Annotated in this window: 16 protein-coding genes and 1 riboswitch; of the genes, 4 read left to right on the forward strand and 12 right to left on the reverse strand. The window is 56.3% G+C overall.

What is annotated here, in order from left to right:
• Window positions 1-321: 321 nt before the first annotated feature.
• Together WN53_RS21030 and WN53_RS21035 are read left to right on the forward strand one after the other, a co-directional pair.
• Entirely contained in the window at window positions 322-582 is a 261-nt protein-coding gene (locus WN53_RS21030; protein WP_152526630.1) for a hypothetical protein, read from the forward strand.
• Entirely contained in the window at window positions 579-1,100 is a 522-nt protein-coding gene (locus WN53_RS21035) for a DUF4240 domain-containing protein (RefSeq protein WP_024486787.1), read from the forward strand. The genes WN53_RS21030 and WN53_RS21035 overlap by 4 nt, the downstream gene beginning before the upstream one ends.
• Before the next feature lie 71 nt (window positions 1,101-1,171).
• Here WN53_RS21035 and WN53_RS21040 read toward each other — a convergent pair whose 3' ends face one another.
• Window positions 1,172-2,062, reverse strand: a complete 891-nt coding sequence (locus WN53_RS21040; protein WP_390901739.1) for a hypothetical protein — start codon at window positions 2,060-2,062, stop codon at window positions 1,172-1,174.
• A 297-nt stretch (window positions 2,063-2,359) separates the two neighbouring features.
• Between WN53_RS21040 and WN53_RS21045 the strand changes: the two genes are divergently transcribed.
• Both WN53_RS21045 and WN53_RS21050 read left to right on the forward strand, forming a co-directional pair.
• Window positions 2,360-3,538, forward strand: coding sequence for a hypothetical protein (locus WN53_RS21045; protein WP_024486785.1), 1,179 nt, complete (start codon window positions 2,360-2,362; stop codon window positions 3,536-3,538).
• A gap of 128 nt (window positions 3,539-3,666) precedes the next feature.
• A complete protein-coding gene (locus tag WN53_RS21050; RefSeq protein ID WP_024486784.1) occupies window positions 3,667-4,203 on the forward strand; it encodes a dihydrofolate reductase family protein in 537 nt (178 codons plus the stop codon).
• A 73-nt stretch (window positions 4,204-4,276) separates the two neighbouring features.
• Here WN53_RS21050 and bhsA read toward each other — a convergent pair whose 3' ends face one another.
• The 11 genes from bhsA to WN53_RS21105 all read right to left on the reverse strand — a co-directional run bounded on the left by bhsA (window position 4,277) and on the right by WN53_RS21105 (window position 21,046).
• Complete coding sequence (bhsA, locus tag WN53_RS21055; protein ID WP_024486783.1) at window positions 4,277-4,537, reverse strand: multiple stress resistance protein BhsA; 261 nt, start codon at window positions 4,535-4,537, stop codon at window positions 4,277-4,279.
• 20 nt (window positions 4,538-4,557) lie between these two features.
• On the reverse strand, window positions 4,558-4,755 hold the full coding sequence (locus WN53_RS21060) for a heavy-metal-associated domain-containing protein (RefSeq protein ID WP_024486782.1): 198 nt from the start codon (window positions 4,753-4,755) through the stop codon (window positions 4,558-4,560).
• A gap of 56 nt (window positions 4,756-4,811) precedes the next feature.
• Window positions 4,812-5,321 carry a Cu(I)-responsive transcriptional regulator gene (gene cueR / locus WN53_RS21065; protein WP_024486781.1) on the reverse strand — a complete coding sequence of 170 codons (510 nt, stop codon included), beginning with the start codon at window positions 5,319-5,321 and terminating at the stop codon, window positions 4,812-4,814.
• A gap of 249 nt (window positions 5,322-5,570) precedes the next feature.
• The gene (locus tag WN53_RS21070; RefSeq protein WP_046808243.1) at window positions 5,571-8,126 is read right to left on the reverse strand and encodes a heavy metal translocating P-type ATPase; all 2,556 of its coding nucleotides are present in this window, start codon (window positions 8,124-8,126) and stop codon (window positions 5,571-5,573) included.
• 76 nt (window positions 8,127-8,202) lie between these two features.
• Window positions 8,203-9,672 (reverse strand): efflux transporter outer membrane subunit, encoded by a 1,470-nt coding sequence (locus WN53_RS21075; RefSeq protein ID WP_046808244.1) that lies wholly within the window; start codon window positions 9,670-9,672, stop codon window positions 8,203-8,205.
• The gene (locus tag WN53_RS21080; RefSeq protein ID WP_024486817.1) at window positions 9,669-12,845 is read right to left on the reverse strand and encodes an efflux RND transporter permease subunit; all 3,177 of its coding nucleotides are present in this window, start codon (window positions 12,843-12,845) and stop codon (window positions 9,669-9,671) included. Before WN53_RS21080 ends, WN53_RS21075 begins: the two co-directional genes overlap by 4 nt.
• Complete coding sequence (locus tag WN53_RS21085; protein WP_280513693.1) at window positions 12,842-13,957, reverse strand: efflux RND transporter periplasmic adaptor subunit; 1,116 nt, start codon at window positions 13,955-13,957, stop codon at window positions 12,842-12,844. The genes WN53_RS21080 and WN53_RS21085 overlap by 4 nt, the downstream gene beginning before the upstream one ends.
• A gap of 232 nt (window positions 13,958-14,189) precedes the next feature.
• The gene (locus WN53_RS21090) at window positions 14,190-15,206 is read right to left on the reverse strand and encodes a sodium:calcium antiporter (RefSeq protein ID WP_024486815.1); all 1,017 of its coding nucleotides are present in this window, start codon (window positions 15,204-15,206) and stop codon (window positions 14,190-14,192) included.
• Between the two features lie 150 nt (window positions 15,207-15,356).
• Window positions 15,357-15,453, reverse strand: a riboswitch (yybP-ykoY riboswitch).
• Window positions 15,454-15,486: 33 nt separating this feature from the next.
• Window positions 15,487-17,541: an SWIM zinc finger family protein gene (locus tag WN53_RS21095; RefSeq protein ID WP_046808245.1), complete on the reverse strand. Its 2,055-nt coding sequence runs from the start codon at window positions 17,539-17,541 to the stop codon at window positions 15,487-15,489.
• The gene (locus tag WN53_RS21100; protein WP_046808246.1) at window positions 17,538-18,662 is read right to left on the reverse strand and encodes a VWA domain-containing protein; all 1,125 of its coding nucleotides are present in this window, start codon (window positions 18,660-18,662) and stop codon (window positions 17,538-17,540) included. The genes WN53_RS21095 and WN53_RS21100 overlap by 4 nt, the downstream gene beginning before the upstream one ends.
• A complete protein-coding gene (locus WN53_RS21105; protein WP_046808247.1) occupies window positions 18,662-21,046 on the reverse strand; it encodes a DUF5682 family protein in 2,385 nt (794 codons plus the stop codon). Before WN53_RS21105 ends, WN53_RS21100 begins: the two co-directional genes overlap by 1 nt.
• Window positions 21,047-21,053 lie beyond the last annotated feature (7 nt).

Below are 21,053 nucleotides of genomic sequence, written 5' to 3' on the forward strand. Positions count from 1 at the left end.
TTCGTGCCCGCTTTTGGCACTATGCTGCCTATATATACACATAACTTGTAGGCAGATAAGCAGATTGTCCGTGATGATCGAGAGGCGAACTTTAGCTCTTCAAATACCAGCTTAGCTTTAATTTCTTAGTACATTGAGTAATTGTTTCTTTACTGACTTCACAGCTTTTTTTGCTCTATTACTGCCCGAAAAGGCCACACATTAGCCATAACCGTGTCGCATAGCGCTGAATCACACACGCTACCGCCCTCAGATCCCTGCACCCTGCACGCGGCTTCCAATCCTGCAATGTTACTAATGTATCAAGATTGCCATTAACGCATGGAAAATCAAGCATCAAGATTGAAAACAATGAGCTATGACAAATTTATTGTTTACGAAGGTTTCACAATCGCTCCATTCGCACGTGTTGCTTGGCCCGAAAACGAGTCCCTCCCCAGCCACCCGCTAGTCGGGGAAATCTTAAAACAGCTTGGGGTATCCCAACTGCCGTGGATTTTGGTGGTTGCGCTAGATATCATCCCCCACTCGTCCCAAACCACCGCAACTTGCGGGGCACGTTATAAGGAAGATAACGAATGAATGATGAAGTCTTCTGGCAACTCATTGATCAGGCCAGAACAGCAATGATTGAAGATCTAGCAGAGAATATGCAGGCGCTGGATAGCGCACTGCGTCAGCTTTCGCCAGAAGAGCTCATTGCATTTAAAAAGCGCTTCACGGAACTGCATAATCAAGCCTACAGATGGGATTTATGGGCTGCGGCCTACATCATGGGTGGTGGATGTTCTGATGATGGGTTTATGGATTTCAGAGACTGGCTGATTTCGCGTGGCCAAAGCGTGTATGAAGCCGCACTGATAAATCCTGACTCACTGGCCGATATTGTGGATGGCGAAGAGGAAGGACAACATGAAGGCTACTCGTACCTGGTAGGCCGAATCATTGAAGAGCTCCATCCTGAATACGAAAAAGCGTTATTTGAACAAACCTCTTATAAAACCATTAAGTTCCCGAGTGAACCATCCGGTACTGCCTGGGAAGATGATGAGGAAACACTGGCAAAACTTTGCCCACGCTTGTTTGCAATGTACTGGTAATCTTAATAACCCATTGATTATTCTGACGGGCGCAGCGTGCAGCGCCCCTACGCTGTGAGTTCGGTGAGGGTTTATTTCTTCGCCAACCAGTGGGACGTCGTGCTCCAGAAAATGATATCTGCACCGAGATAGTCTTCTGCGAATTGTACAAACTCCTCCTTGCTAAATGGCTTGCCCGTATTGGGGTTCCTGTAGGTCAAGGTCGGCTCCTGCACCGCCATGGCAACGAGTGCCAGCTTATTTTTGTATTTGTTGAAGAACGGATATGAGTTCTTCATTTGCGCTTTGCGGTAGGGAACAATATCTGGACCGCCAAGTCCAATATTATTGGCACTGGCGAACTCAAACAGTCGCCCCATGTAATTGTGGTCGTTGTTCCATTCGCACGGCCAGAAATTTACATATTGCACCACATGTGATTTGGTGAACACCTTGCGCGCAAAGGTGAGATTTTCCATTTCGCTTGCGAAATAGTTATCGCAGGTAAATCCCTTGGGTGGCCTTTTCTCGTCAAGATCAATGGCTGTTTCGGGTAAGTTCACACCATAGACTCGGCCATCGAAACGCTCTGCAAGCGCTGCCAATAGAGCCTGATAACGTTGGCGTACAGCAGGATCCCACTGCTGTGCCACCCAACCCGAGCCAATCGGCTTTCCTTCGCCAGGATTGTCAAATTGTGGCGATATCCCACCGCCGTACCTGACATCATTCATCAGATAATCAGGAACGTATCGGGCATTCTGTTCGAAAAACCGATCCTGGATCTGAATGAAAAGTTTTTTCTTGGCTCCCTTGAGACGAGCCAGATCCTGCTCAATCTGCGAAAAGTTGTATTTGTCCTTCTCTGGTTCGAGTGAGCGCCAATTGTAAACGATCTGCGCACCACCAATGTCGCTACGCGCCATAATGACTGACGCCGCTTCAAGATCGCCGGAGCTGGTATAGACAAAGTTTTCTGGCATTTTAGCTAATACGGGCAGTGTCGCAGTAAGCAATGTTATTGCGACAGTGAGCCTAATGCGTATGGTCACGAGATTATCCCTTTTTGAAGGTTCGGTTTGCTGAATTTGTAGGTATTGAGCTGTAAAGTAATACTAACCTTTTGATTATTATTACGGAAGATGCCTGCACCTCCCCATCATTGTGAGCCCGGTGAGGGTTTGTCTGCAGTCATCTTCCCGCGGCTGGTGCAGCCTATCCAGCGTACCGCGAATCGGATAGTATTCCCCCACTGAAGGAATAATCAAAAGCAGCGATCCATGGACATCTCAGACTTAAGCCAAGCCCGCAGTAACACCGTCAGTAAGCTCCTCAATGCGCCTGATTTTTCTGCCCTGCTGATTGAACACGGCTGGGCGGCGTTCCCGGATCGTTTTCTCAAAGCCGTCGCTAACTCGAAGGATACCACCACGCAGACCTTGCTTGATATGCTGCCTGCGCTTTCGCTGGAACTGAAAATCCAGGTGGCGCAGCAAAGCAAGCAGCCATTTATTGTCCCCTGCATGATATGGCCAGAGTTGGTCTGTCGTTGGCAGCCATGGCAGTATGCCAGCGAAACTTTGGCATGGGAGGCGTTGAGTTCCCACTATCCAACCCTCGTTGAGGGGCTTGTCAGCCGGCCTATGGCATCGATAGCGGATCAAGACAGTGCTGCGGACAAAGTTTACTCCGACTATTTTATGGATCCGATTGGCCCGATCCTCGATAAGCTGGATAACAACCCAGGTTGGCCAGCGTGCTGGGCAAATATTGCTATTTATCATCCGGATGAAACCGTGCGTGAAAATATGATTTTCCGGCTGGTTAATCCTTCTCAGGCCCTGTTGCAGTCACTGACCAAAGATCCTTCTCATTTGGTCAGGTGCCGTCTGGTTTCTCGCTATCATGAAGATGAAGCGTTGATGATGGAGCTACTGGACGAAGTCAATGTCTGGGTCAGAGGTGAAATGGCGGAACGCGCGATATCCAGCCCTATATTGACCCAGCTTAGCCAATCGATGGATCTGTTTGTTCTGAGCAGGCTGGCTCATAACCGGCAGTTTTTCCTTAATCCAAATCCGAGCACAGACGCCCGACTCGTATGGCAAAAGCTGGCGCAGCATCCCTACGTGTTTACCGAGGAGTGCTTTGCCGGTATGGCAGCACTGGCGGAAGATGACATGATAGATTGGCCAATCTTTTCTCGTTGGGTGGAACAACTTGCGGTTAGGTGTCCTCAAGTGCGCGATAAAACGCCGCCGTTCCGCACCTTTGGCTATTCTCAATTTCCGGCTTCTGAAACCAATTTGTACGACACTGCCAGCAGCCTGTTTCAGTTTAACCGTTCGCTGGCACTCAACCCTTTGACTCCGGTAGCGATCCTCCATTTATTCAGCCAGTGCCCATTTGAGGCGTTGAGGCAAGAGGTTACCCAGAATCCAGCCCTGCCTGCATCCTAATACGCCTGATGATAAAGTGGTGAAGTTCGCCGAAGAAACGCAAGTAGCAAGACTGCTGACAACACCCAACAGGCTCAAAACGTAGGGGCGCTGCATGCTGCGCCCGCTTAGCAAATAAAGGATATCGAATGTCGAAGTTAATTTATTATGTTGCAGCATCGATGGATGGCTACATTGCCACCCAGGATCATGAGCTTGACTGGCTGACTAATTTTATTTTAGGCGATGATGCTACACCTTATGATGACTTCTACCAGAGTATTGGTGCGGTGATTATGGGAGGCAAAACCTACAGCTGGATAATGGAAAATGCCCATGGCAACTGGCCTTATAAAGATGTTCCGGCGTTCATTTTGACAAGTCAGGATCTGGCAATACCGCAAGGCACAGGCATAAGTAAAGTGAGTGGCAATGCTAATGATATTGCCCGGCATGCAAAACTGGCGGCAAAAGGTAAGGATGTTTGGGTCGTTGGAGGGGGTAAGTCCGCTGCATTTTTCGCCGATGCAGGGGAGTTAGACCAATTATATATCACAACCATTCCCGTATTTCTGGGGGAAGGAATCAAGATCCTGCCAGTCAACCGTAGTGTGGTTGTGACACCAGTGACGAACAAGTTTTTACAAAGCGGTGCGTTAGAAAGCGTGTTAACTATAAGAAAATAGTTGCGATTAGTCAGCGTGGAATAAAAAGGCAGGATAGAGAAGCCGCATCAAGCGGCTTCTCTAGGGACAACAATCAGTGGTAAATCTCGGCCGTACCGCACATACGGTTGTTGCCGGAAGCGCCGATAATACGATAGGCACTTGCCCCCGCTGCTTTAGCCTTATTCTCCAGTTCACGCTGGAGGCTGCTCAAGCTGTTGCTGCTTGAACAGGCGCTAATCACGCCGATTTTCTGCTGATTGGCTGGCGCAACATCAACCAGCGTAGCCGCCATGACAGAGAATGAAAGCGTTGCCAACGCGAGTGCGGCGATGGCCATTTTGACAGGTTTCATACCAGGATCTCCTTTGCTATTCAGATATGTCGGGCCGGGTAACCCGCTTTGCCAAGTACCGCAAGTAACTCGCTTGCTGCCAAAGTGCTGTCGACCTTTACCTCACCTGCCGCCGGGTTGGTTTCGATACGGGCCTGTGGGTCAACGCTCAGTAGCGCCTTGGTGACGGATTTAGCGCAGCCGCCACAGGTCATATTGGGAACAGTGAAATGATGCATATTGATCTCCATCGGGTTGGTGTCAGATCACTATGAGGTTTGCCAGCGTGGCAAGGTCAAAGGTTTTTCTGCAAAATTTTCTCTTTCGTTACAACGGCAAACCCCTTTTCCCCGCGTTTTAGCACACCGGACGCAATACCGAACTTTGGTGCCTTATTTGGCACTGACGTCGCTGTGGTTGGCTCGGCTAAATCAGCCAGGATCGGGCAGTCTGGGCGGTCATTACCGTGGCAGTGATCGGCCAGGAACTCGAGGGTTTCTGCCATCGCCTGCAGTTCGGCGATCTTGGCTTTTAGCCGTGCGACGTGGGAAAGCGCCATTTCTTTGACGTCGGCGCTGGCGCGGTCCCGGTCGTTCCACAGCACCAACAGCGCTGAGATCTGCTCAACAGAAAACCCAAGGTCGCGTGAGCGGCGGATAAAGCGCAGGCTATGTACGTCCGAAGAGCTGTAATGGCGGTAGCCCGCATCCGAGCGTATGGCCTTGGGGATCAAGCCGATCTGTTCGTAGTAGCGGATCATTTTGGCTGAAACGCCGGAGGATTTGGCTGCTTGACCGATATTCATCGTTCACTCCTTCATAGGGCTACAGTTAGCGTTATTGTTACTGGTTAAGCTCGCTGGTCTCCCTCACCCCAACCCTCTCCCCAAGGAGAGGGAGCTGATACGGAGCTGCGGTCAGGTGTGGAGACCAACTTACACAGCCTCGAAGCTCCGGAGCTAAGGTGAACACTTGAATCCAGTTGTAGCACGGTCGGTCCCCTCTCCCTGTGGGAGAGGGTTAGGGTGAGGGGTATCACCATGGCCCGACATCGTTCATTTACTTGCGGTAACGGGGATAATCTCCGCCCCGCTTTCCGCCGTCCCGCTAGAAGCCTCAACCGTCATCGGAGCCTGGAAACGCTTAAGCCGCAGCGCGTTGCCGAGTACAAAGACACTGGAGAGCGCCATCGCCGCCGCCGCGAAGATCGGCGAAAGCAAGGTGCCGTTTAACGGATAAAGCGCGCCCGCCGCCACCGGGATCAGCACCGCGTTGTAGGCAAAGGCCCAGAACAGGTTCTGTTTGATATTGCGGATCGTCGCCTGGCTGAGTGCGATAGCGTTCGGCACCCCGCGCAGGTCGCCAGACATCAGCACCACGTCGGCCGCCTCGATAGCCACATCGGTACCGGTGCCGATAGCCAGCCCAACGTCCGCTTCCGCTAACGCCGGGGCGTCGTTGATACCGTCCCCCACAAAGGCCACTCGCGCCCCGTTGACCCGGAACTTTTTCAGCGCTGCAACCTTGCCGTCGGGCAACACCTCTGCCGCAACTTCATCAATACCGAGCTGTTTGGCGATCGCCGCCGCCGTTGCCGCATTGTCGCCGGTGATCATCGCCACTTTGAGGCCCAGCGCGTGCAGCGCCTTAATAGCCTCTGGCGTGGTTTCCTTGATCGGATCGGCAACCGCAATCACCGCCGCCAAGCGACCATCGATAGCGGCATAGAGCGGGCTCTTACCCTGTTCACCCAAACGCTGGGCGGCAGACTTGAAGCTCACTACATCAAGGCCAAGCTGCGTCATGAACCGGTCTGCACCGACGGAGACCACCCTGCCACCAACCTTGGCCGTTACGCCAAAGCCCGGCACGGCGTCGAAGCCTTCAACGGGGGCCAGCGTGATGCCCTGCTGTTTGGCGGCTAACACGATCGCTTCGGCGATCGGGTGCTCGGAGCGGGTTTCAACCGCCGCAACCAGAGCCAGCACTTCGCTGTACTCAAAACCTTTAGCGGGAACGAGATCGGTGAGTTCTGGGCGTCCTTTGGTCAAGGTGCCAGTTTTGTCGAGGGCGATAACGCTCACGTCACGCAGCGCCTGCAAGGCTTCCCCTTTACGGAACAACACGCCAAGTTCAGCGGCGCGTCCGGTACCGACCATAATTGATGTCGGCGTAGCCAGCCCCATGGCGCATGGGCAAGCGATAATCAGCACCGCAACCGCATTCACCAACGCAAAGGTCAGCGCCGGATCCGGGCCGAAGATCAGCCAGACCAGGAACGTCAGCGCGGCGGCGGCCATCACTGCCGGTACGAACCACATAGTCACCTTATCGACCAGCGCCTGGATCGGCAGCTTGGAACCTTGTGCTTCCTCAACCAGACGGATGATCTGCGCCAGCACCGTATTGGCCCCAACCTTGGTAACACGGAAACTGAAAGCACCGGTCTTGTTGATGGTACCACCCACAACGGCAGCGCCTACGCCTTTCGATACGGGCAAAGGTTCGCCGGTGATCATGCTCTCATCAACATAAGATGCCCCCTCGACGACTTCGCCATCGACAGGGATCTTCTCTCCTGGGCGAACGAACACCACATCACCGGTGGTCACCTGATCGAGCGGGATCTCAACGGTCTCGCCATTGCGTTCAACGCGCGCGGTCTTGGCCTGAAGCCCGACCAGTCGTTTGATGGCCTGCGACGTTCGCCCCTTGGCGCGAGCTTCCAACGTGCGCCCAAGCAGGATCAAGGTCACGATGACGGCGGCGGCTTCGAAGTAGACGTTAGCGGTTCCCGGTGGCAGTACCTTGGGAATGAAGGTTGCCACCACCGAATAGCCGTACGCCGCTGCCGTACCCACCGACACCAGTGAGTTCATATCGGGAGCCCCGCGCAACAACGCCGGGATACCTTTGCGGAAAAAACGCAGGCCTGGACCGAACAGCACCAGGGTGGCGAGTACAAACTGTATATACCAGCTCGTCTGTTCACCCAAAACGCCCTGCACCCAATGGTGCATCGGGGGAATAAGGTGTGAGCCCATCTCAAGGATAAAGACCGGCAAAGTGAGAATGCCCGCAATCAGCAAAGAGCGGCGTAAGCCGCGCGCTTCGTTTTCGCGGCGTTCAGTATCCTGATCGTTTACATTCGGCGTTTCGGCAGACAAACGACGGGCCTTGTAACCCGCCTGCACAACCGCCGCTTCAAGGTCAGCGGTGGAGATAACCCCGGCGAGGTGCCGTACCCGCGCACGCTCGGTCGCCAGGTTGACGCTGGCTGAGAGGACGCCTGGAAGTTGCGTCAGCGCCTTCTCAACTCTTCCGACGCAGGATGCGCAGGTCATCTCTTCGATCGCCAGTTCGGTAGTCTCTTCACGGACGGCGTAACCGGCGCTTTCGATAGCACTAACCGCCGCTTGTGGATCGGCCACGCCGCTAAAGGTGACATCTGCCCGCTCGGTGGCAAGATTGACCGTGGCCGTTTGCACGCCGGGAACGGCTTTTAGTGCGCGCTCGACACGGCCAACGCACGATGCACAGGTCATTCCTTCGACCGGCAGGCTCAGACGAGCCGCTTGATTGGAACCTGATGGGAGGGAAACGGAAGCCATGGCTCTACTCCTGGGAAGTTTCGGTAACAAAAAGCTTAAACCTTCCCACCAGGGGAAGGTCAAGGCCTGTTAGCAATCAGTTCTGTGGGGGGGAATTGGCTATGCCGCTGGCCCCATTACAATTGCGTTCCGTCTGGGTACAGACTTCCCAACCGCCACCTAACGCCTTATAGATGCTGACAATGGCAAGCTGCTGGTTAGTCCGTGCGACGGCCAGCGCGCGCTGGCTGGCAAAGTTAGCGCGTTCGGCATCGAGCACCTCCAGATAGAGACCGTCACCTTCGGCAAACCGCACCTGGAGCAGACGAGCAGCTTCGCGATTGGCCGCAGACTCCAACAGGCGCAGCTCAAGCGTACTGCCTGCAGCGCCATAGGCTTTAAAGGCATCGTCCGTTTCCTGCAAGGCGCGCAATACGGCCTGGTCATAGACGATCAAGGCCTGTTTGCTGCGGGCTTCACTGGCGGCGATCCGGGCGCGCGTGCGGCCAATATCCAGCAGCGACCAGCGAATAACCGGCACGATAAAACCCGACAGCGCCTCGGCACCGTTCAGCGAATCAAGACTCCCAGCCACAAAGCCGAGCGATCCCTGCACCTGGATCTCGGGATAGAGCGCGGCCGTCTCGACGCCAATCTGGGCGGTAGCCGCAGCAAGGTCCCGTTCCGCCGCCGCGATGTCAGCACGCCGCGAGAGGAGCGATACGGGATCGCCTACGGCCATAGTTCGCACGGCCAACGAATCATCCAACGGCACAATTGCTGGCGGCCTGAACGACTGAGGGACTGTGCCGAGGAGGATGGCCAGTGCGTTGATGCTTGCCGCGCGGCGGCGTTCCAACTCAGGCATGGCCACCTCAACATTACGTAACAGCGCCTCGGCACGCAGTCGGTCAAACTCACTGGCGGAACCGGCGTTGACCTGCTGCTCAACCAGCTTGAGACTTTCACGCTGGCTTTGGCTGATGTCGGTTACAACGGCAATTTCGGCCTCGATACCGCGCAATTCGAACCAGGTAGCGGCCACCGTAGCAATGACGCTCACCTGCACTTCACGTAGTAACGCCTCGCGTGAGCCAGTTTGTGCCTGTGCAGCTTCCACCGAACGCCGCACGCGCCCAAACAGATCGAGTTCCCAAGCGGCATCGATGGCTCCGCGATAGCTTTCGCGTTGACGCGGTTGGTCAGGTGAAATTTCCACTTCTCCCCAACGGCGGTTCTCATAACTAAGCGCGGGGCCGCCGCTGGGCAGGAAGCTCTGGCGATCCTCTCGCAGCATGGCCTTGGCCTCTTCCAGCCGCATGGCCGCGATGCCAATATCATGGTTCGCGGCCAATGCCTGCTGGACCAAGGCCGTTAACGCCGGATCGTCGAAAGTACGCCACCACTCAACCTCGACGGCCCCCGTACCGAGCTCGGCAGTTGGCTCACCAAAGCTGATTGGCAGCGGCTGCGATGGCGGTGCATAGTCAGGCCCCACCGCCGAGCATCCAGCCAGCAACAACAGCGCACTCAGAGGAAGTAACACAGCTTGATAGCGATCTCTCATGGCTGGCTCCCCTTGATGCGTTGTTTTGATGCAGAGCGATAATGCTCGACGCGGGCGGCAAGACCACGCATCACCACGTAAAAGGCCGGGGTCAGGAACAAGCCAAACAGCGTCACGCCGAGCATGCCCGCAAACACCGCAATGCCCATGGAGTGACGCATTTCCGCCCCTGCGCCGCTGGCCAACACCAGCGGAACCACGCCAGCAATAAAGGCCAGCGAGGTCATCAGGATCGGCCGTAACCGCAGTCGACAAGCCTCGATAACCGCCTCAAGTGCGCTTGAGCCTTTGGCTTCGAGGCTGCGTGCAAACTCAACGATAAGAATGGCGTTCTTGGCAGCCAGCCCCACCAACACGATCAACCCAATCTGAACGAACACGTTGTTGTCTCCCCCCACCAACCAGACGCCCACGATCGCACTCAGCAGACACATCGGTACGATCAGCAATACCGCCAGGGGAAGCAGCCAACTGTTGTACTGCGCGGCGAGGATCAGATAAGCGAGCAGTACACAGAGTGGGAAGATAAACAGCGCCGAATCTCCGGCCAGCTTTTGCTGGTAGGTGAGATCGGTCCATTCGAAGCTCATGCCCTCAGGTAGCACTTCCTGCGCCAGTTGCTCCATCAGCGCCACAGCCTGTCCGGAACTGACGCCCGGCATGGCACCGCCGGAAATATCCGCCGAGGGGTAACCGTTATAATGCATCACGCGATCGGGGCCGGAACTTGGCGTAACGGTGACAAACGCGGACAGCGGCAGCATGTCCCCGGCCGCATTGCGCACTTGCAGCCGACCAATGGCTTCAGCTTGCATGCGGTGATCCGCATCGGCCTGAGCCGTGACTTTGTAGGTGCGGCCGAAGCGGTTGAAGTCGTTGACATACAGCGAGCCGAGATACACCTGGAGTGCCTCAAAGACGTCCGCTAGACGAACGCCTTGGCTCATCGCCTGGGTGCGGTCGATACTGACGTCGAGCTGCGGTGCATTGACGTCAAGGCTGGTGAGCAGCCCGGCCACCTGCCCCGTGCCACTGGCTTTCTGCATCAGGAGTTGAGTTTGCTGAACCAGCGCATCCAGACCGGCCCCCCCACGATCTTCAACCTGCATTTTGAAACCGCCGGTAGCACCCAGCCCTGGCACCGGTGGTGGCGGGAATACGCCAAGGAAACCGTCGGGGATGCTGGCAAATTTGGCCTGTAAGCGCCCGGCGATTGCCATCGCGCTGAGGTCGTCTGTGGTGCGATCTTTGAATGGGTCAAGCATCACGAACATCACTGCGGCATTTGGCACGTTAACAAAGCCGTTGATTGAAAGCCCCGGGAATGCCACGACGCTTTCAACGCCGGGTTCCGCCAGTGCGATCTTCGACATCTGCTTAACCACTGCCTCGGTGCGATCCAGCGATGCGGAGTTGGGAAGTTGGGCAATGCCAACCAGATAATATTTATCCTGCATGGGGACAAAGCCCGGTGGTACCGCCTTGAAGCCGAAGAAGGTCAGCGCAAGCAGCCCAGCGTAAACCACCAGGGCCAGGCCGCTGACCCGCACAACCTTGCGGACCGTGTTGCCATAGGCGTCTGGGGCACGTTGGAAGGGGCGCCCCAAGCGTTGCAACCACCGATCGGCACGGCCACGTAGACTACGAGGATCGTGAGTGATCCCCACCTTACGTGGCCGCAACAGGAGACCGGCAAGCGCCGGGCTGAGGGTGAGCGAATTCACCGCCGACAGAAGGGTCGAGATGGCAATGGTGAGCGCAAACTGTTGATAAAACTCGCCTTGTAAACCGCTGAGGAAGGCGGTTGGGATAAACACCGCGGCCAGCACCGAGGTGATGGCGATAATCGGCCCGGTGACCTCGTCCATCGCCTTCCTGGCGGCTTGCGGAGGATCTTCACCATTTTCGATATGCCGCTCGACGTTCTCCACCACCACGATCGCATCATCGACCACGATACCAATCGACAGCACCAAACCAAACAGCGACAAGGTGTTGAGCGAGAACCCCATCAGATGCATCACGGCGAAGGTGCCGATAAGTGATACCGGTACGGCCATCAGAGGGATCAGCGACGCCCGCCAGTTGCGCAGGAACAGCACCACCACGATCACCACCAGGAAGATGGCCTCCAACAGCGTGGTAGCTACCGATTCCAGCGAGGCCCGGACAAACACCGTCGGATCATAGGCGATGCGCGAACTGAGTCCGGCCGGGAAGTTGCCTTCAAGCCGCTGCATGGTGGCCCGCACCGCCTGCGAAACGTCCAGCGCGTTGGCTCCCGGGCTTTGAATGATTTGCAGCGCCACGGCGGGCTCACCGTCGAGCAGGCTGCGTAAAGCGTAGGCATCAGCGCCCATCTCGATGCGGGCGACATCCCGTAGGCGCGTCACCTGGCCATCCGCGCCAGTGCGAATGATGATATCGCCGAACTGTTCTTCGTCGGTCAATCGCCCGAGGGTGTTCACCGTCACCTGGAAGGCGGCGGTAGAATTGGGAGCCTGGCCGACCGAACCCGCCGCCACCTGTACGTTCTGCTCGCGTACCGCGGCTATCACGTCGCCAGCCGTCAGCCCACGTGCCGCGATCAGGTTTGGATCGAGCCACAGCCGCATGCTGTATTCACCCGCCCCCCAGACCAGTACGTCGCTGATCCCCGGAATACGGGACAGCTCGTCGCGCACCTGCAGGTAGGCGTAATTGGAAATATATAGCGGATCGTAGCGCTTATCGGGCGATAGCAGGTGCACCACCATCAGAATATCTGGCGAGGTTTTCTGCGTAATCACGCCCTGGCGTTGCATTTCTTCAGGTAAACGCGGCAACGCACGGGCGACCCGGTTTTGCACCTGAACCTGCGCCATATCGGCATTGGTTCCCTGGGCGAAAGTTACGGTCAGGATCATCCGGCCATCGGTGGCCGACTGCGACGACATGTACAACATGCCCTCTACCCCGGTGATCGCCTGTTCGAGCGGCGCGGCCACCGTTTCAGCGATCACCTTGGGGTTGGCGCCCGGGTAGGAGGCCGTCACCTGCACGGTTGGCGGCGTCACGGCCGGATATTCGCTGAGCGGTAATTGGAAGAAGGCAACGGTGCCAGCCAACACCATCAGCACCGAGAGCACGATGGCAAAGATTGGCCGATCGATGAAGAAACGTGGAAAGCTCATTGCGCGCCTCCTGAGGTTTGCGGCAGCGCAATAGGCGTACCGTCAATCGCTGCGGACTGTGGCGTAATCTGCATCCCAGGGCGAACCAATCCCTTGACGACGATGCGCTCACCCGCTTGCAGACCTTGTTCGATTACCCGCATTCCATCGGCCATCGGGCCAAGTTCGACCGGCCGGTATTCTGTTGTATCGCCTTTGCCAACGACCAGCACATAGCGGCTGCCCTGGTCGGTGCCAATCGACAGGTCAGAAATCAGTACCTTGGGCTGTGGAGTGCCGGTCTCCATTTTGACCTTGGCGAACAGCCCGGGAGTTAATTGCCCATCCGGATTGTCCACCACCGCGCGTACCCGCACCGTTCCCGTACCGCGATCGGCAGCGTTGGCGAGGAAATCGACATGGCCGGACCGCGAGTAGGTCTTGTCGGCGATCAGCGCCACCATGACTTTGGTTGCCTTTGCCGACTCTGGAGTTGCATGGGTTCGGCCAGCGGCGAGCGAACGTAAATAAGTACGTTCGTCGACATCAAAATAGACATGCAGCGGATTGATCGAGACGATGGTCGTCAACGGCGTCACACCACTGGCAACATAGTTACCTTCGGTGACCAGGGTTTGGCCGACACGTCCGCTGATGGGCGCGGTGACGCGGGTGAAACTCAAATCCAGTTGCGCAGCATCCAGCGCGGCTTTGGCGGCATCAACCTGAGCTTTTCCCGCGTTTACTGCGGCTGTGGCGGTATCAAGAAACGCCCGAGCGACGACCTTTTGCGCAAACAGCTTCTCGGCGCGTGCATATTCCGCCTTGGCGAGTAACGAGGCCGCTTCAGCCTCGCGTAGGCGTGCTTTGGCAACGTTCACAGCGGCTACGAACTCCCGAGGATCAATGAGAAACAGCCGGTCTCCCTGATTAACCAAGCGCCCTTCGGGCACGCTAACCTCCTGGAGATAGCCAGCGACTCGTGGGCGGAGTTCAACCCGCTTGACCGCAGTAAGCGAGCCAGTAAACTCCACAAAAGGCGTTATCGGGCGCACGACAACTTCGGCCACCGGAACGCTAGGCGGTTTGGGAGCTGCGCCGGAGGGCAACGCCTCTTCGCATCCGGAGATCATGAACGCGGCGCTTATCGCCGCAGTGAGCAGGGTTATAGCTTTGACTTGCATCGGTTTACCTTTCGCGACGAGGGTCGACAGTAGGTTTGGCAGGCTGCCTTTATCCGGCTTGTCACGTTTGGAAGGTCAAGTATTTTTTACGGCGGGCTATGGGCAGCCAAATTGGAGCAGAGTTACGCTGACTGCAGCGGCTCCAACGGCCGCTGCAATAGCATTTCAGGAGGGTTGATTTTTAGCCGCTAAATGAGATCGAGGCGATAATATAAGCGAAATAGAAAGCCCCATTAATAAATAGCATCCACACTTTCAGATTTTTGTTTCTGGCGTTGATCCACAGCCAGAATGCCGATGAAAGCGTAATAAACACCCCGATCAGCACTTCATGCCGGGGTTGCCATGGCGTCAATAATATCCCGATAGCGGGTAATATGGTGCCTTGGAAAACCATTGCGCCGGTAATATTACCTAATGCCAGAGTATCCTTCCCTTTGCGTATCCATAGAATGCTGTTCACCTTCTCTGGCAATTCGGTAGCTATAGGAATGATAATCAATGACAGTAACAACACAGAAATGCCAAGCTTTTCCGATACTGCGGCCACACCGTCTATAAAACCTAAAGCCCCCGCCACCAATACGCCCAAACCAATTAAGGTTTGCAGGATGATGGTAAATAGCGTGGTGGGCAATCCCACTCGGGATAAGAACATGACGTTATCTGCCGCGGTTCCATTCCCCTCCGCCACCAGTTTTTTCGACGCGTGTAAGGTTTTTACAATATAGGTGACGTAAAGCAAGACCAACAACACGCTGACGCCCATCCTGGCGATTTTCATCTCCACGGGAATGAACAAGGCGATTGCGGCCAATACAAAAGCCATCAGGAAGAAACGCGTATCCCGTATAAACCCCGTGGGCTCAGGGGTGATAGACCCGTTAATACCCCGCCGTCTTACCACGGCCAGCGCCATCAAAAAGATCGACAGCGTAGACAGCATCAGCGGCGCGCCCAATATCGCCCCCACGCCAATCTCTTCGTTAACATTAGCCGCCGACGTGCCGGCAACCAGGGCCAAAATGGGTACCATGGTTTCAGGTAAGGCGGTGCCAATGGCGGCAAAAAGCGAACCGGTTACCCCCTCAGAGATCTTCAACCTTTCGCCAAGGTGCTCCAGGGCATTGGTGAAAATTTCAGAGGCAATCAAGATGATGACTAAGGATATCGCGAGCTGGAAAAATGACAGCGTCATCCTTTAGCCCTCAGTTTGCCCGGCTTTTTGGTGAGGTAATTTGAGAGTACAGCAGAAAAAAGGGTCATTATGGAAATACCGACTGGACGTAGCAAACCATGGTGTAATATTCCTCGTCCAATCCAAAAGAAATATTACCCCTATGGTCTCGCCAATCTGATCGACGGATGTGCCACAGCAACTTGCTGAGTATGTTGACACATCCTCCTTCTTGATGAAGGAAGGCTACTCCCCAAATGAGTGGGGCAAGCTTAGTCGAACTGTCATGGCGCTGTCAAAGTCAATGACTCTGCCGGTCTTTCACCAGGCGCAGCGTTTGATAAATCGTCATCAACCGCTGGACTAATTCCGTGTGGTTATTGGAACGAATACGCTCGGGTAACTCGTTTAACCCTGCAGACAGCTGCACCAGGCCGTAGCCATTTAGCGCCTCGGCCAACGTTTCCACCCTATCAATCCCACGCGCCCCTTGATGCCGGATCCCCTGCTGTAACCACTGAGCCAGCAACGTTTCGGTGTCTGCCAACGCTTGCTGCATATCTGAACGCTGTTGCAGATCGGCCTGGCGCTCCATCGGGAAAGGTTCAGCCTCATCAGCGCACAGCGAGAATATCTGGGTGTCACTGGCTACGGCCAATGGCTCGATAAACAGCTTGTCTGATTCGATCTTCACCCTGCCTGAAATCAACCGTGGTGGAGTTGCTGGCGTGAGCATTGCCCTGGCCAATACCTCGGTAGCCTGAGGGGCGGCACTATCGTAATTTAGTGACACCGTCACTAAATTGTCATCACGATCCTCTCCGCTTAAGATATCAATCTGCAGGCACTGCAAGGCCGGGTCCCAGCACCAGTCGAGCACCTCGCTAACCGGTAAGATATGCAGCTGTTCGATCGGCTGTCTGGGGCGTACAAAATCCGGCAATGCCTGCTGGAGATGACGTTTCAGCGCTGCCGCATCAGGCTGCCTGAGCGGTTCCCCCAGCAGCTCCCACGCCCGGGAAGAGAGCGGCAACACGCTGGTATATTGCTTACCGCTGGCAATGTCTAACGCCCCGTTTGCCCGGCGCTTGGCGGCATTGGTGATCACCTGGCAGGCCGCCAGTTTTTTTACCGGGTGGCCGGCAATCCTGCGGCTGCCTATCGGCGTCGCCACGCCTTGTGGATCGCTATTTTTAGGCCACTGACGTTCAATGACCATCAGCGCCTGGGAGTCCGGGTCGGTGTAGATCAGATCCACCCCTTCCTGCAGCTCGTCGGCCCAATAACGCGCGCCGAGTGATACCAGTTTCAGATGTTCCAGTTGGATTTCACCTTTGACACCCAGGCCAAGAATTTCTGCCGCCGGAAGGCGTGGTAAGGCTTGCTGCTGCGCCTGTTGGTCCATGCACCTGGCCGCGACTAACCGGGCGGAAAGCCCGCTGATGCGCTGCAAGAATTCGACCGGATGATAGCGGCTTGAACGATTATGTTGATCGGCCATCCCTTGCTGAATATCCGCCAGGCTTTCGCTAACCCAGCGCCACTGAAGCTGCTGGGCATGGCGACTCACTTCCGCCATCAGCGGTTTGATGGCCGTCTCTGGCTGGCTGCTGCCGTCCGACCACAGCTTGAGCAGCAATTTATCCAACGACGTTTGTAATAACACCGCCTCTGGCTGGTCAAATAAGGCGTTTGCCTGCGCCCGTTCGCCGTCGGGCAAACGGATTTGCAGCGTTAACTGCTCAAAGTCTGGCTGGCTGATCTCGGCCTGCTCAAAACCCCAGACCGCCATCACAATATGTTCGCAAATCGTTTCCTGAATACAGTCACAGCGCGCATGGGCCAGGCTGTTGCGGGAGAAAAATCGCACGTCACACATCGGTAAACGCGCAGACGGAGTGGCTTGCGCCCCGCTGCCTTTGCTCAATTGCACCACTACGCTGCCCTGGATCAGCTTTTTAGCCCGGCTAATGACCGAGAGCGGGACATCACTAAGCTGTTCACTAAATCTGGCCGGTGACCAAGCCGGTGCAGATTCTTGCGGCTGAGCATCGTCAGCTTCTGGGGGCAACCCGGTAGCATGTAACGCCTGATAGGCCAGGACCAGCGTGACCCGATGGCGGCACATGCTGCTGGCCGGGCAGCTACAGGTCGCATCCCGCAAGGTTTTTCCTGGCGGAAAAGTGACTTGGTTGCCGTCTCCAAACTTGGCATCAATACAGCCATCGTCACGCTCTGTCAGTTCAGGCAGTTTTCCTTCGGCGACCTCTTTCTGTGCGCGCTTGACGAAGCCCGCGTTGCTTAACGCCATCAGGGCTTCCGGCGTGAGTTCGAGTAAATCGGAACGTTGAGTCATCCTTGTACCTTTTCAGCCAGCCAGGCCGCCAGTTCGCCGGGCGTCATGGCGCCAATTTGTGCGCCGACCGCGACCAGTCGGTTAGCCATGTCACGATCGTATTGTGGGTTGGCCTGATGATCCAACGCCGCCAACCCCAGCACTTTTGCTCCTGTCTGAATGCAGGTACGCACCCGCCGGACCAGTTCGCCTTCGCTGCCGCCCTCGAAGAAATCGCTCAGCAACACCACGATCGTGCGCTGGGGATTGGTGATGCAGGATTGGGCATAGCCCACCGCCTTGGCGATATTGGTGCCGCCACCGAGCTGCACCTTCATCAGCAGTTCAACCGGATCGCTGACGTCTGCGGTCAAGTCCACTACTGCGGTATCAAAAGCGACCAACCGCGTTTGCATGCCCGGTAAATTCCACAGGCAGGCCGCCATCACGGCGGCATGGATCACCGAATCCACCATGGAACCACTCTGGTCTACCAGCAGGATGATGTCCCAACGTTCACTATGGCGTTTAACCCGGCTCATAAACGCCGGGGTTTCGATAAACAGCTTGCCGTGCTGCGGGCTCCAGCGATGCAGGTTTTCGGCAACGGTGCGTTTAAAATCAAAGTTACGCGCCACCTTGACCTGCGAGGGACGGCGCCGGTCGCGGCTGCCGGAAAACGACTGGCGCACGTCACGAGCCAGGCGTTCCATGATCCGCCGTACCACTTCCGCCACCAACCGGCGTGCGGCGGCCAATACCTGCGGGTTCATCAAGTGTTTGGTATGTAATACCGCTTTCAGTAACGCTTCCGAGGGTTCAATACGTTCCAGCACGTCAAGATTGGTGACCACATCGTCAATGCCGTAGCGCTCAACCGCGTCCACTTCCAGCCGTTCGATCACCTCTTTGGGGAACAACTGGTGGATCTCATTAATCCACTCAGGCGTGGTCAGGTTGGATTTACCCAGGCTGGATCCGCGCTCACCGCGGGCCAAACGCTCCGGATCCCGTCCATATAGCCATTCAAGTGCGCTATCGACGGAGCGATAGTGAGCGTCTAATTCACCCAGCGAGGCCTCGGCGGCTTCGCCTAACAGCAAGCGCCAGCGCTGTAACTCTGGAGTTAATTGATTTGCCATTACGCCAGCCCCCATTGGCCAAGGATTTCCAGTGCCCGCTTTTCGGCCTGTTGCATAGCGGCAATCTCCTGCGGCGTTGCGGCAGTAATTTCACGATTTAATGACGAAACCGGTAGATGGCTCGCCTGATGGAGTTCCAGTATCTGGCGGGCAAACTCACCGCGCTCCCTGGGTGGCAGCCAGGCAAATGCACCGCGCATCGCGGGTAAGGCCAGCAGGAAGTCTTCGTCGTCCAGTGCGGTAACCAACTGGTTCAGGCCGTCAACAAAGGTTAAATCCTGGGTCAACTGGTGGCGCGCCAACGCAATCAATCCGCTGAGCGCATCGCCCATTTTATTGGCTGCCAGGGTGGCCAGCAGCGCTAACGGCTGCGCGTTCGCTGATGCGGTATCAGGCTGGGTGTCATTCAGGCTGAGTAATGCGCCCAATGCCGCACCACGGCTAAGCGGATCGGCATCGGTAGACGCGGCTTTTCTTTGCCAAACGGTGAGCGCGCGATCGGCTTCCAGCGCGGGAAATAATGTATTGCGGTCGGCATCAGGCAGCGCGAGCAGATCCCGCGTCACCAAGCGGATCGCCTGAAATGCCGCAATGTGCCGATGGCTGTCGGCGGGGTTCACGTTGCCATAGCTTTCACATAGCCACAGCGCGCGGTCGAAGGTTATCTGGATCACCGTCAACAAGATCGGCGATCCTTGCATACCTACGCTTTCACCGTGGCGATAGAGCGTGTGGGCCGCTTCCAGCGCCAAGCCCAGGTCTTCAAAGTTCCCTTCCTGGCTCACCGCCGCAGTAAGCTGTTCTACTACTCGGCTACTGAAATCCGCCAGACCGGCCAACGCTGCCTGATTCAGTAATTTAACCAGCGCTGCCACCATCCCCTGGCTACCGTGCAGCTCCAGCAAGGCTTCTTCCAGCTTGGCCAGTGCCGCATCGGCCAGCGTAGCGCCGTAGGAGGCCGCCTCAATCAGCGCAGCAACCTGCTCAAGCGGCGCACGAAGCTGCCAGTGTTCGCTCATCTCGCCAGACATGGCTTGCCCAACGCCCTTCAGGCAGTGGATTCCCGGGATCGCCAATAGCGATAACTGATGCAGGGCTCTGCTGCGCTGGCGATCTTCAGGTTTAAGCAGGTCGAGTTTGACCTCCGAGGGAATGGTTATCGCCAACCGCGCTAATTCGAGCTCCAGTGAAATCAACAACGGCGGACGTGGCGTATTGGCTGCCAGCTTGCCGTGAGACTCCCCAGCTAAAACTGCCATCATCTGCACCAGGATAGGCTCGGTTCCTGGCCGTAAAGGACCGCGATAGGTCCACGGCAGCGGGACATCCATCGCCTCTTTCACCAGCGAACCGGCCATGGCATCCAGCCAGTCATTGCGTAGTGGCAACTGGTGGCCGCGCAGCCGCGCAAGTGCCTGAACCCGTAGATAAACCGCGCCCATATCGGCGGTAGACGCCGGTAGGTTTAGCTTGCGCAGCCGTTCAAGTATGCGCTGGAAAGCGTATAACCCGGCCTGCTCCAGGCCAAATTCCCACACCCACTGCTGGAACGCCGGTGACGGCATGCCCGAGGCATAGCCGGTGAAAGCATCCAGCCGCTTATAGCTGTAGGGCACTAAATAAGAACCGGTGGTGTATTGAGTGTCGCCTTGCCAATCGTCAAAACATTGGCTTATAGCGGGCAGTTCAGGCTCATGATCTTCACTGGGGAGGTTATGCCACAGCTTCATCAAGGCGGGTGCGTGATAGCCGCCACACACCACTAACACGGCCCCGTCCTGTTGATCCATGGCCCAGCGGATCCAACGGGCCATCATGGCTTCACGATCCTGGTTCCCCTGCGAACCGGGAACCTCTCCGCGTAACCGTTCGAAATAGTGGCTTAGACGTTGCTCCAACTCCTGCACATCGCACTGATCTTCAAATAACCGATCCCAAAGCGCATCGCTCCCCTGAATGCCCAGCTCCAGGCTCAGTACCTGTTCAAAATCCTCTGCCCGTTGCTGCTGTTCGGCATCGGCTAAATCGGCGTAGCGGTTAGCAATATCGGCAAACGCCGCATGCCAGGCCGGCAGATCCATAAAGCGTATTTCCGCCTTGATCGCCCGCGCCTGTTGCAGCGCCTGCCACTCGGGAGAATGTTCGGCAAACGGTGACCAGGAACCTCTGCGCACGCCCTGCCCAGGCTGTTGCGGCACGCCATAGCTATAGATAGCCAGCGGCAGCTTATGGGGCAAAAATAGCTCATCAAGCCGGGAGTTGAAGTCCATCGGCCCTTCTATCAGCACGTAGCGCGGTTTTAGCGTGTTAATTCTCGCCGCTACCAGCCGGGCACAGGCCGGGCTGTGGTGGCGGATACCGATGATTTCCGGTGATTTATTCATTACGCAG

It is taken from the genome of Serratia fonticola, assembly GCF_001006005.1.
GTDB lineage: Bacteria > Pseudomonadota > Gammaproteobacteria > Enterobacterales > Enterobacteriaceae > Chania > Chania fonticola.